The organism is Salegentibacter haimaensis (assembly GCF_054121495.1).
The window spans coordinates 84,648-96,846 of the sequence record NZ_JBSYGH010000011.1 but is presented as its reverse complement, the minus strand read 5'-3'; the positions used below and the strand labels follow the sequence as shown (position 1 = coordinate 96,846).

Here is a 12,199-nt window from a genome sequence, read left to right as displayed (position 1 = left end):
TCGGGGCTTGTGAAAATAAATCTCAAACTTTTTCGCTTTTAATTCACTGAATTTGAAAATGTTCCAAATTTTTATTTAAAATTGATCTAAATAAACTTGCTTGATCGAACAAACCAATATATTTTTGCGCCGCTATTTAAACTTAATCTAAATTAAATGAAAAAGCTTGGATTATTTTCCGCGGCGCTTTGCCTAACGGGTATGTTAACAGCACAGGAAAATACACCCCCCGCCCCAACTACACAAAACGACAGTATTGAGAGTTTAAAAGAGGTTGTAATCTCTGCAAGTGTATTGTTTGGAAGTAAATTTGAAGCCCGAAACCGCACCGGTTCTGCCTATTTTCTTTCCACCGAAGAATTGCAAAAACATAATTATATAGATCCGCTACGGGCCCTAAGCCAGGTGCCGGGAGTGAATTTCTACGAAGAAGATGGGTTTGGTCTACGTCCAAACATAAGTCTTAGGGGAACTTCACCCGAGCGCTCGTCAAAAATAACTTTGATGGAAGACGGAGTGTTGATCGCTCCCGCTCCCTATTCGGCTCCTGCCGCTTATTACTTCCCAAATGTGGCCCGTATGCAGGCCGTTGAAGTATTAAAAGGTAGCAGCCAGGTACAATACGGTCCCTTCACCACAGGGGGAGCCATCAATTTCATTTCTTCTGCCATTCCGCAGGATTTTTCAGCCGATTTAAGAGCTACTTATGGTAGTTTCAATACTTCAAATCTATATGCTAAAGTTGGAAATTCGCACACCAATTTCGGCTATATGGTAGAATATCAGAATCTGGCTTCAGACGGGTTTAAAAACCTGGACAATGGAGGCGATACCGGCTTCAAAAAAGATGACCTGGTGGCAAAATTCAGATTAAACACTGGTCCCGAAGCTAAATTAGACCAGGCGCTGGAATTCAAATTTCAGTATAGCGACGAAACATCAGATGAGACTTATTTGGGGCTAACCCAGGCCGATTTTGATCGCGATCCGTTTAGAAGGTATGCCGCATCTCAGGTAGACGTGATGGATGCCGAGCACCTGCAGCTAATGGCTACTCATACCCTGAGTTTTAACGATTATTCAAGAATTACCACCACTGCCTATCAGAATAATTTTAAAAGAAACTGGTATAAACTCGACAAGGTAAGAGGAGAAGAAGGTAATATTGGAATCGCCGATTTACTGGACAATCCTGCTAATTACCCCAATGCTTTTAGCATAGTAAGAGGCGGAATTTCTGAGGCCGATGCGCTTTCTGTAAAAAACAACAATCGCGAATATACCTCTCGTGGAATTCAAACCAAGTTCGATCACCACTGGGCCGGAGAAAATGTATTTCACGATATTGAAATAGGTTTACGTTATCATTTCGATGAAGAAGATCGTTTTCAATGGGTAGACGCTTACCAGATGAATGATGGCACGATGGCTCTAACCACTGCCGGAACTCCCGGTACCGATGCCAACCGTATTAGTGATGCCAGGGCTTTCGCCGCTCACGCGCTCTATAAATTAAAATACCAAAAATGGACTTTCACCCCGGGGGTTCGTTATGAAAACATCACTTTATCTCGTGCCGATTATGGCAAAGATGATGTAAACCGTACCGGGACCGAATTAAGCGAACGCGAAAACAAAATCGATGTTTTTATCCCCGGAATCGGGTTTAGCTACAAGGCCAATCGTGACTTCCAGGTGTTTGGTGGAGTACACAAAGGATTTTCTCCTCCCGGAAACAGCACCGGCGAACAGCCTGAAGAAAGCCTTAACATAGAAGCCGGATCCCGCTTTAATGTAGGAGGTCTGCACGCCGAAATTACCGGATTCTATAACGACTACAGCAATTTACTGGGAAGTGACCTGGCAGCTACCGGAGGTACCGGTTCCCTAGAGCAGTTCAATGCCGGGGAGGTTTTGGTAAAAGGAATTGAATTTCTTGCCAATTACGACCTGATGTATAACACCGGAAGCAGGCTTAGCCTACCCCTTAGTTTTGCCTATACCTATACCGATACCGAATTTAAAAGCAGCTTCGAAAGCGCTGTAGGAATTTGGGGCGTGGTAAGCGCGGGCGACGAAATGCCGTACATTCCAAATCATCAGTTCCACGCTTCTATTGGAATGGAATTAGGCAAATTTGAAGCCGACCTTAATGGGAGATATATGGGCGAGTTTAGAACTATGGCCGGAAGCGGAAGCATCGCAGCAGGTGAGCGCGTAGATTCTTACTTTGTGATGGACCTCGCCGCCAAATATCACCTCAACCAAAACCTGAGTTTCACTGCAAACGCCATCAATATTTTAGATAACGAATATGTAGTTTCCAGGGTACCCTCAGGGCTTAGACCCGGTCATCCTTTTGGAATTTATGCCGGGCTACAGGCGAGATTCTAAAAAAATTAAGTTCTTAGAAAGTTAAAAGAGGCTATCTAAAAAGGAAATAATTTGTCAAAGCGAGCGGAGTCGAGAATTAATTCTCTTCCAGGTAAAAGATTTCGACTGCGCTCAATCTGACAGAGTTATTTTTTAACCTTTTTAGACAGCCTCTTTTTTATTTAAATATTTCTGAAGTTTTTAATGATAAGCCCCGAATATTTTTGAAGCTTCATTATAAGCCGATTCAAAACTGGTCATTTTTATATTGGTATCGGCCTTTGCAGAATTAAAGTAGGAAAGCATTTTCTCGCTGGGCATATTTCCCGTGAGCTCATCTTTGGCCATCGGGCAGCCGCCAAAGCCCTGTATCGCGCCATCAAATCTTCGGCAACCTGCCTTATAGGCGGCATCGATCTTTTCGTGCCATTTGCTGGGGGTAGTATGTAAATGTGCGCCAAATTCTATATTGGGATACTGCGGAATAAGATTCGAAAAAAGATAATCGATGATTTCGGGCGTAGAACTTCCTATGGTATCTGAAAGCGATAAAATCTTCACTCCCATCGCTGAAAGTTTCTCGGTCCACTCCCCTACGATCTCCACATTCCAGGGATCACCGTAGGGATTTCCAAAACCCATAGAAAGATAAGCGACCACTTCTTTATTGCTGTTATTTGCGATTTCAAGAATTTCCTTTAAAATCTCAACCGATTCGGCGATGGTTTTGTGAGTATTCCGCATCTGGAAGTTTTCAGAAATACTAAAGGGATACCCCAGGTAATCGATGGCTTCAAATTTTGAAGCATCTTCTGCTCCCCGGGTATTCGCCACTATGGCCAGCAGTTTACTTTGGGTTTTACTTAAGTCGAGATTTGCCAACACCTGTGCAGTATCGGCCATTTGCGGGATGGCCTTTGGGGAAACGAAACTTCCGAAATCTATGGTGTCAAATCCGCAGCGCAATAAGGCCTGAATATACTGCGCTTTTTTTTCGGTAGGGATAAACTGGCGTATGCCTTGCATCGCATCCCTGGGACATTCAATAAGTTTCACTTTACCCATATCCCAAAGATAGTATTTTGGGAATTATTTAAAAATAAAGTTCGTTTGATTAGAAATTTTAATAATTCCGCAGTTTTAAGGGGTAAACTTAACCGACTTAAATAAGAATTAAAACAGCTATCCCCAGAAAGACAATAATCTGTAAATACTTTAAAACCACTCCAGAATTATTATGCTTTTTCAAATATTTGGAAATTTGTCCGGCTGCCAGACCCACACTGCCAAAAATCAGGATGGTTTGCAGCATAAATAAGGCGCCCAGAACATAAAATTGAAGAATAGTATTCCCTTCGGGATCCCAGAGAAATCCGGGAAAAAACGCCAGGAAAAAAATACTCACTTTGGGATTGAGCACATTCATTATAAAACCCTGACGATAGAGGGCAAATGGTTTTTTGCGAATCACCCCTTCAGCAGTAATGGCGATTTTGGCATCGCTTTGAAATACTTTCCAGGCCAGGAAAACCAAGTACAATGCTCCAAAAATTTTAATAAACAGAAAGAGATTTGGAGATTGACGAATCACAGCCGAAACCCCGAAGGCAACCAGGCTGGTATGTATGATGATCCCCGTGGCCAGGCCAAGAGTTACCGCCAAAGCCGGTTTTTTCCCATTGGCAATTCCCTGTACCAATACAAATATGATATCGGGACCCGGTGACAGGGTAAGCAAAATCGAAGCGGTTAAAAATGGGAGCAGCTGTTCGGGCATTAGAGGTTTTCTGCCAGGATTTTTTTATTTATTTCCTTTATCAAGCCCGGGCCTTCATAGATAAATCCGGTGTAAAGCTGCACCAGGCTGGCGCCGGCTTTTAATTTCTCCATGGCATCTTCGGCCGAGTGAATCCCGCCTACTCCTATAATTGGAAAAGCATTCCCGCTTTTTTCTGAAAGAAAACGAATCACTTCAGTAGATTTGTTTTTTAGAGGTTTTCCGCTAAGACCTCCCATTTCATCTTTATGATGGGATTGAAGTCCTTCCCGTGAAATCGTGGTATTGGTCGCAATCACTCCGGCGATACCCGTGGTTTGCACAATCTCGATAATATCCAGCAGTTGTGCCTCGGTAAGGTCGGGGGCGATTTTTAGCAAAATGGGCTTCTGTTTTGGTTTGGCTGAATTTAACTGCTGAAGTGAGTTCAACAATTCGGTAAGCGGTGCCTTATCCTGAAGCTCTCTAAGATTGGGCGTATTTGGAGAACTCACATTTACCACGAAATAATCTACATACTCATATAAAGCCTCAAAGCAAATTTTGTAATCCTCACCTGCTTTTTCGTTGGGAGTGACTTTATTTTTTCCAATGTTACCGCCAATCAGAACCCCGGGGTTGCTTTTAAGACGTTCTACCGCGGCTTGCACGCCTTCATTGTTAAAACCCATCCTGTTGATGATCGCCTGGTCTTCTTTAAGCCGGAATAATCGTTGCTTCTCATTTCCGGGCTGAGGCTTTGGAGTGAGGGTTCCTATTTCTACAAATCCGAAACCAAGGTTTGAAAGTTCTTTGTAAAGCTTAGCGTCTTTATCGAAACCTGCAGCCAGCCCCACCGGGTTTTTAAATTTCAAGCCAAAAACCTCCCGCTCCAACCTGGGATCCTCGACCTGATAATGCTTCCGAAGAAAATCTGAAACCGGTTTGCTTTTTGACATTTTCCGAAGCATTTTAAAGGTGAAATGATGAATGCTTTCGGGGTCGAATTTAAAGAGCAGGGGACGAATTAGGCTTTTATACATAGATCGAAGTTTGTGCAAAAATAAATGAAATCATAAAATGAGCCCGCTAATTCTTAAAAGGTTTTGAACCAGCAGGCCAGATGTTTATTTTTGATCGAAACTACTAACCAATGACCAATAAACAGCATATTATAGATCGCTTTATAAGCTATGTGAAAATAGACACTCAAAGCGATCCAAAAAGCAATTCTACTCCAAGCACCGAAAAACAATGGGATTTAGCCCGTAAACTGGCCGATGAACTTCGCGAGATGGGAATGGCCGAAGTAGACCTGGATAAAAACGCCTATGTGATGGCCACTCTTCCGGCAAATGTAGCGCACCAGGTGCCGGTGATTGGATTTATTTCTCATTTTGATACCTCGCCCGATTTTAGCGGCGCTAATGTAAATCCGCAAATCATTGAAAATTATGATGGGGGTGATATCGTATTGAATTCAGAAAAAAACATCATTCTCTCCCCCGATTATTTTACGGAATTATCCAACTATAAAGGGCAAACCCTCATCACTACCGATGGCACCACCCTGCTCGGGGCCGACGATAAAGCCGGAATTACTGAAATTATGACGGCGATGCAATTCTTGCTCGACAATCCCGATATTCCCCACGGAAAAATTAGAATTTGTTTCACCCCCGATGAAGAAATTGGCCGGGGCGCACATAAATTCGACGTTCAAAAATTTGGAGCCGAATGGGCCTATACGATGGATGGCAGCGAAATTGGCGAGTTGGAATATGAAAATTTCAACGCGGCCAGGGCTCTTGTTACAGTAAAAGGCAAAAGCGTACACCCGGGTTACGCCAAAGACAAAATGATAAATTCGATCTATATCGCCCAGGATTTTATCAACTCCCTGCCCCGCCTGGAAACACCCGAGCATACCGAAGACCGGCAGGGTTTTTTCCACCTTTCAAATATTAAAGGCGATGTGGAAGAAACCGTACTTGAGTATATCATCCGCGATCACGATAAAGATCATTTTGAAGCCCGCAAGGAGATGATGCGGGATCTAAGCAATGAGATTTGCGCACAATACGAGAGCGATTGCCTTCAAATAGAAATCACCGACCAGTATTTCAATATGAAAGAAAAAATAGAACCGGTGATGCATATTGTCGAGATCGCCAAAGAAGCGATGGAAAGTGTGGAAATATCGCCAATTCTAAAACCCATTAGAGGAGGCACCGATGGGGCCCAGCTTAGCTTTATGGGACTACCCTGCCCCAATATATTTGCCGGAGGTCATAATTTTCACGGAAAGTACGAGTATGTACCGGTAGAAAGTATGCAGAAAGCCGCCGAAGTTATAGTGAAAATTGCCGAACTTACTTCCCGGAAATATGAATAAGTCTATGTCTTAAATTTCAATTATATGCCGGTAAAATCTGTTGAAGAATATATCGCCACTCATCCCAGCTGGGAAAAGCAATTAAATGAACTAAGGGAGCTGTTATTACATACAGAACTCGAAGAAACCATAAAATGGGGTGCTCCGGTTTATTGTTTGGATGGGAAAAATGTAATTGGTCTGGCTGCTTTTAAAAATCACTGTGCCCTTTGGTTTTTCAACGGAGCATTACTAAATGATAGCGCCGGGCTTTTGTATAACGCCCAGGAAGACAAGACCAAAGCTTTACGGCAAATTCGCTTTGAAAAACAGCATGAAATTAAGCCGAAACGCTTGCAACCTTATATTGCTGAAGCAATCGAAAATCAGCGGGAAGGAAGAGAGATTAAAGCTGAGAGAAATAAAAAAACTATTCTTCCTATAGAATTGAAAGATGCCCTTGATAAAGACAAAAAACTTAAAAAGGCTTTTCATAGTTTAAGCCCCGGAAAACAACGGGAATATGCAGAGCACATAGCTTCAGCAAAAAGAGAAAATACTAGAATTTCCCGATTGGAAAAAGCAATCCCGAAGATCCTTAATGCCGAGGGACTGAACGATAAATATAAGTGCTAAGTTAGAAGGACGAGGTTAGAAGTACGAAGTTAGAAGTACGAGGTTAAAAGTTCGGAATTTGGGTTTTTGAGGCACAAATGGACTTTAATAAAAAAGCCACCCGATTCATTCAGGTGGCTTTTCAAATTATTTGGTTGAAGTGATTACTTGCTTTCCTTCACAGGTTCATTCAACTTTTTAGACATTTCCATAGAGATGGAAGACCTGTCGAAAGTTATTTTTCCTGCTCCGGTTTCGATAATCACTGCATTGTTTTTCTCGCTAAAGTCAACAATTTTGCCGTGCATTCCACTTTTGGTAACAATGCGGTCTCCGCGTTTTAATTCGGAAGCAAAATTCTTTTCCTGTTTAGCTCTTTTCATTTGCGGACGTATCATAAAAAAATACACCACTACAAACATTAAAATAATTGGGGCAACCTGAGTTAATTGATCCATCTACTCATTAAATGAGGTTAAAAATTTTCCAAAACGGGTTTGGATTTTATTTTCCGGAAGTCCGGTTTAGCTGGCGTTCTCGTCCTGAACGAAAGCTTTAATGCGGATTCTTTCTTTTCCGGCTTCGGTATTGGTGGTAACAGTTACGGTTTTGGTCACCTGTCCTTTCCCTGAACCATCAAATTTCACCAACATCTCTCCGGTTTCTCCCGGCTGGATTGGTTCTCTGGTAAATTCAGGAACAGTACATCCACAAGAACTGCTGGCATTGGTAATTACCAAAGGAGCATCTCCTGTGTTAGTGAAAGTAAAGGTGTGCTCTACAGCCTCTCCTTTAGCGATGTTTCCAAAATCGTGCTCTTCTTCAGCAAACTGGATTTTTGGATATACGGTAGCTTGTGCATCACGCTCGGCAGCTACTTCTACGTTTTCGGCTTTCACCTTGTCTGAGGCATTGTTGGTATCTTTACAAGATGTAAATAGCAGAGCCCCAACCGCTGCTATCATTAAAAGTCCTTTTTTCATTTTAGTGTTATTTAAATTAAAGTTTAAAATTAGTAAAAATTTCTACACTACATAAGGCCGCGTCCCATTTTATTTAGGCGCTTGTTGCTGCTGTATTCCTTCGAAAGTTTGTCTAAAACTCCATTGATGAAAATGCTGCTTTTTGGGGTGCTATACTCTTTAGCCAGCTCCAGGTATTCGTTAATGGTAACTTTTACAGGGATTGAAGGGAAATGCAAAAATTCACAAATCGCCATTTTCATCAGCACCATATCCACCTCGGCGATGCGGTCTTTATCCCAGTTTGGGGTTTTTCCCAGCATTTCTTCAGAAAGACTTTCATCATTTACATAGGTTTTTCTGAAAAGCTCCCGTGCAAACTCCTTGTCTTCTTCACTTTTATAGAGTTTGGTGAGTTTAAAAGGTTTATCGGGATTTTCCTTGATCTTCTGAAGCATTTTTACGATAGCCGTATTCACCAGCGGAAGATCGTCCAGCCAGGTAAGCTTTTTGTCTTCCAGGTAGTCATAGAGTTTATCGTTGGGGGCGATGATTTCCTTAAACATCTTCAGTACAAAGTCTTTATCTTCCTTAAAACTGGACTCCCGGGTTTCCATATAGTTTTCGTAGAGTTCAGAATTTTTAAGCTCCTCCCAAAGTATGCTTACATACTCATCGTCCATTTTCCAATGATTGATCTTGCGATCTTCCAAAGCCTCGCTTAGAGCCTCATTTTCATTTAAAATGCTAATAAGTTTGTTCTCTGTAAACTTGCGATTGGGATCTCTATCTTCGGAAGTTGGTAAATATTTTTGTTGTGATTTTTCTAAAAAAGTCTGGGCGTGCTCCCGAATCTCCATAATAAGACTAAGCTGAAGCAGGAAAAGATCATACATCTCATCCATACTCTTAAGGAGAAATTTCTCTTCGGTCACCAGGTTATCATTCTGGCTTTGGTTAAAAGCATAAAGCGATTGCATTACCTTAACCCGTATATGTCTTCTTGTCAACATAATTTAAAAGAACTTTTTTAGAATTAGAAAGGGCGAAAGAAATCGATTCTTTCGCCCTGCAAAAATATTAAACTTTTAAAACTGACTACTTCAAATTTTGTTTTTTTCTGTCGTCAATTCTTTGTTGAGCGATCTTAAGCGCGGCGAAATGAGTAGTGATATCATTTTTTTCGGCGCTTTGAAGAATCTCCAAAGTTGTATTGTAAATATTTTCTGTCTTTTTCATGATCTCCTCACGCCCGTATTTTTCCAATTCGGCATACACGTTAATGATTCCACCGGCATTGATCAAAAAGTCGGGAGCATAAACAATGCCCATCTCCCTTAAAATTTGACCGTGGGTTAGCTCATCACCTAATTGATTATTGGCTGCCCCGGCAATAATTTTGGCCTTAAACCGGTGAATTGTCTCATCATTGATGGTAGCTCCAAGGGCGCAGGGTGCATAGATATCTACATCGGCACTGTACACATCGGGATCGGTAAAAATCACCGCATTATATTTTTTGCTTACCGCTTCCAGACGATCTTCGCTTATATCACTAATATAAACCTTTGCCCCTTCTTTGGTTAAATAATCTACAAGGGTTTCACCTACGTGACCAATTCCCTGAACCAAAACGCTTTTCCCTTCCAGGTTATCGCTTCCGAATTTATATTTAGCTGAAGCCTTCATTCCCATATACACCCCATAGGCAGTGATAGGCGAAGGATTCCCGGAGCCTCCTTTAGATTCAGAAATACCGGTAACGTAAGGAGTTACCTCACGCACGGTATCCATATCTGAAGTTTCCATTCCAACATCTTCTGCAGTGATATATTTTCCGCCAAGAGAATGCACATATTCTCCGAATTTTTTCATCAATTCGGGGGTTTTGTCCTTTTTCGCATCTCCAATAATCACAGCTTTCCCACCTCCAAGGTTTAACCCGGTAATGGCAGATTTAAAGGTCATTCCGCGGGAAAGACGAAGCACGTCATTAACGGCTTCCCATTCGCTGCTGTAATTCCACATACGGGTTCCACCAAGGGCCGGGCCCAAAACGGTGTTATGAATCCCGATTATTGCTTTTAATCCTGTATCTTTGTCGTTGCAAAAAACCACCTGTTCATGATTGTCGAAAGATAGCTGCCCGAATACCGGAGCGGCTTTTTTAAGCTCTTTAGCGTTTAGAACGTCAACTTGCATAAGTGTTGTGTTTTTATAGAATTATGATTTTCAATTATTACGAAAATCGATAAGCAAAATTAGTGAATATTTTAAACAATAGCTTTTTTTAGCCGCTTAAAATATGATATCCATAAAATTAGAAGGATTTCCAGGGAATGAAACACTTAAAATCGCTCAATCAATTTTTTTATAAATATAGGTGGAAATTGCTAATTGGGCTTATTATTACCATTGCCGCCCGAATTTTCGCTATCATCTATGTACCGCTCATCGGCGATTCTACCAAGGCCATAGAACTTTACCTGGCCGGGGAGATTAGCTCGATAGGCGAAGTTCGCAGCCGCCTGCTCTGGAATATCGCAATGCTGGTTGGCGCCACCCTGGTCGCCGCATTTTTCACCTTTCTCATGCGGCAAACCTTTATCGTGGTTTCCCGCGATATTGAATTCGATTTAAAAAATGTAGTCTATAAACACTATCAGGAGCTTTCGCTTAATTTTTACAAAAAAAACCGCACCGGCGATTTGATGAACCGCATTAGCGAAGATGTTTCTAAAGTGCGAATGTACCTGGGCCCGGCTATAATGTATAGTGTGACCACCTTAACCTCCACCGTGGTGGTATTGGTATTTATGATCCAGGCGGCACCGGTTTTAACCCTGTATACCGTAGCTCCGCTTCCTCTTCTTTCCTATGCCATTTACAAGGTAAGTGTGGCTATTCACCAAAGAAGTACCGTGGTACAGCAATATCTTTCAAAACTCCACACCTTTACCCAGGAGAGTTTTAGCGGAATTGCAGTGATAAAATCCTACGGGCTTGAAGAACAATCTCATCGCAATTTCACCCAACTTTCAAATGACAACCGCGATAAAAATATAGACCTGGTAAAGGTGCAGGCTTTCTTTTTCCCTTTAATGATTTTACTTATTGGTATAAGCAATGTTTTAGTAATTTACATAGGAGGTCGCCAATATATAGACGGGCAAATAGACCTGGGAGTAATCGTTGAGTTTTTACTCTATGTAAATATGCTTACCTGGCCAATAGCTTCTATTGGCTGGGTTACTTCACTGGTACAACAGGCCGAGGCCTCGCAGGAGCGAATCAACGAATTTCTGGATGAAAAACCAGAAATTCTTAGCCATAGCCGTGAAAAAGAAAACATAGACGGAAAAATCGAGTTTAAAGATGTGACCTTCACTTACGACGATACCAATATCACCGCTCTTAAAAATGTTTCTTTTGAAATAAATAAAGGTGAAACCCTGGCGATTATCGGAAAAACCGGGGCGGGAAAATCTACGATTCTGGAACTTATTGGTCGTTTATACGATATTGAAAAAGGTGAAATTTTAATCGACGGAAGAGCTATCGATCAATTAAATCTTGAAGAATTAAGACGCAGCATTGGTTACGTGCCCCAGGATGCCTTTTTATTTAGCGACAGCATTCGAAATAACATCAAATTCGGGAAATCTGACGCCAGTGATGAGGAGATTTATGAAGCCGCTAAAAATGCTTCGGTACATAAAAACATTGTAGGCTTCAGCAAAGGCTATGATACTGTACTCGGGGAACGCGGCATTACCCTATCGGGAGGGCAGAAGCAAAGGGTTTCCATAGCCAGGGCTATAATTCATAATCCGAAAATTTTACTCTTTGACGACTGTCTTTCAGCTGTAGACACAGAGACTGAAGAAGAAATTTTGGGCAATCTCTTCAGAATTTCAAAAGATAAAACCACCATCATTGTAAGCCACAGGGTTTCTTCAGCAAAAAATGCCGATAAAATCATTATTCTCGAAGATGGAGAAATAGTTCAACAAGGCTCTCATAGCGAACTTATAGCACAAAAAGGCTATTATCGGGAACTGTATAATAAACAGTTAAATGAAAAAGAAATGTGAAAAATTTTTGTTAGATGTTAAAAAT

11 protein-coding genes are annotated in these 12,199 nt (G+C 41.6%); 4 read left to right on the top strand and 7 right to left on the bottom strand.

Annotated elements, in window-relative coordinates:
• Positions 1-156 precede the first annotated feature (156 nt).
• Positions 157-2,394: a TonB-dependent receptor family protein gene (locus ACW6QP_RS11500; RefSeq protein ID WP_457911020.1), complete on the top strand. Its 2,238-nt coding sequence runs from the start codon at positions 157-159 to the stop codon at positions 2,392-2,394.
• 180 nt (positions 2,395-2,574) lie between these two features.
• Here ACW6QP_RS11500 and ACW6QP_RS11495 read toward each other — a convergent pair whose 3' ends face one another.
• The 3 genes from ACW6QP_RS11495 to ACW6QP_RS11485 form a co-directional block, all read right to left on the bottom strand.
• Entirely contained in the window at positions 2,575-3,438 is an 864-nt protein-coding gene (locus tag ACW6QP_RS11495) for a hydroxymethylglutaryl-CoA lyase (RefSeq protein WP_457911019.1), read from the bottom strand.
• 97 nt (positions 3,439-3,535) lie between these two features.
• Positions 3,536-4,150, bottom strand: coding sequence for a LysE family translocator (locus ACW6QP_RS11490; RefSeq protein WP_457911018.1), 615 nt, complete (start codon positions 4,148-4,150; stop codon positions 3,536-3,538).
• A complete protein-coding gene (locus tag ACW6QP_RS11485; RefSeq protein ID WP_457911017.1) occupies positions 4,150-5,172 on the bottom strand; it encodes a quinone-dependent dihydroorotate dehydrogenase in 1,023 nt (340 codons plus the stop codon). The genes ACW6QP_RS11490 and ACW6QP_RS11485 overlap by 1 nt, the downstream gene beginning before the upstream one ends.
• Before the next feature lie 110 nt (positions 5,173-5,282).
• On the opposite strand from ACW6QP_RS11485, the gene pepT reads away from it, so the two are divergent.
• Both pepT and ACW6QP_RS11475 read left to right on the top strand, forming a co-directional pair.
• On the top strand, positions 5,283-6,524 hold the full coding sequence (pepT, locus tag ACW6QP_RS11480) for a peptidase T (RefSeq protein WP_457911016.1): 1,242 nt from the start codon (positions 5,283-5,285) through the stop codon (positions 6,522-6,524).
• A 24-nt stretch (positions 6,525-6,548) separates the two neighbouring features.
• A complete protein-coding gene (locus tag ACW6QP_RS11475) occupies positions 6,549-7,139 on the top strand; it encodes a YdeI/OmpD-associated family protein (RefSeq protein WP_457911015.1) in 591 nt (196 codons plus the stop codon).
• A 143-nt stretch (positions 7,140-7,282) separates the two neighbouring features.
• Here the strand turns inward: ACW6QP_RS11475 and yajC are convergent, their stop codons facing one another.
• The 4 genes from yajC to ACW6QP_RS11455 form a co-directional block, all read right to left on the bottom strand.
• Complete coding sequence (gene yajC / locus ACW6QP_RS11470; protein WP_457911014.1) at positions 7,283-7,576, bottom strand: preprotein translocase subunit YajC; 294 nt, start codon at positions 7,574-7,576, stop codon at positions 7,283-7,285.
• 66 nt (positions 7,577-7,642) lie between these two features.
• Positions 7,643-8,101, bottom strand: a complete 459-nt coding sequence (locus ACW6QP_RS11465; protein WP_457911013.1) for a DUF1573 domain-containing protein — start codon at positions 8,099-8,101, stop codon at positions 7,643-7,645.
• Positions 8,102-8,148: 47 nt separating this feature from the next.
• Positions 8,149-9,093: a transcription antitermination factor NusB gene (gene nusB / locus ACW6QP_RS11460; protein ID WP_457911012.1), complete on the bottom strand. Its 945-nt coding sequence runs from the start codon at positions 9,091-9,093 to the stop codon at positions 8,149-8,151.
• A gap of 85 nt (positions 9,094-9,178) precedes the next feature.
• Positions 9,179-10,282, bottom strand: coding sequence for a Glu/Leu/Phe/Val family dehydrogenase (locus tag ACW6QP_RS11455; protein ID WP_457911011.1), 1,104 nt, complete (start codon positions 10,280-10,282; stop codon positions 9,179-9,181).
• 137 nt (positions 10,283-10,419) lie between these two features.
• On the opposite strand from ACW6QP_RS11455, the gene ACW6QP_RS11450 reads away from it, so the two are divergent.
• A complete protein-coding gene (locus ACW6QP_RS11450) occupies positions 10,420-12,174 on the top strand; it encodes an ABC transporter ATP-binding protein (protein ID WP_457911010.1) in 1,755 nt (584 codons plus the stop codon).
• Positions 12,175-12,199: the final 25 nt, after the last annotated feature.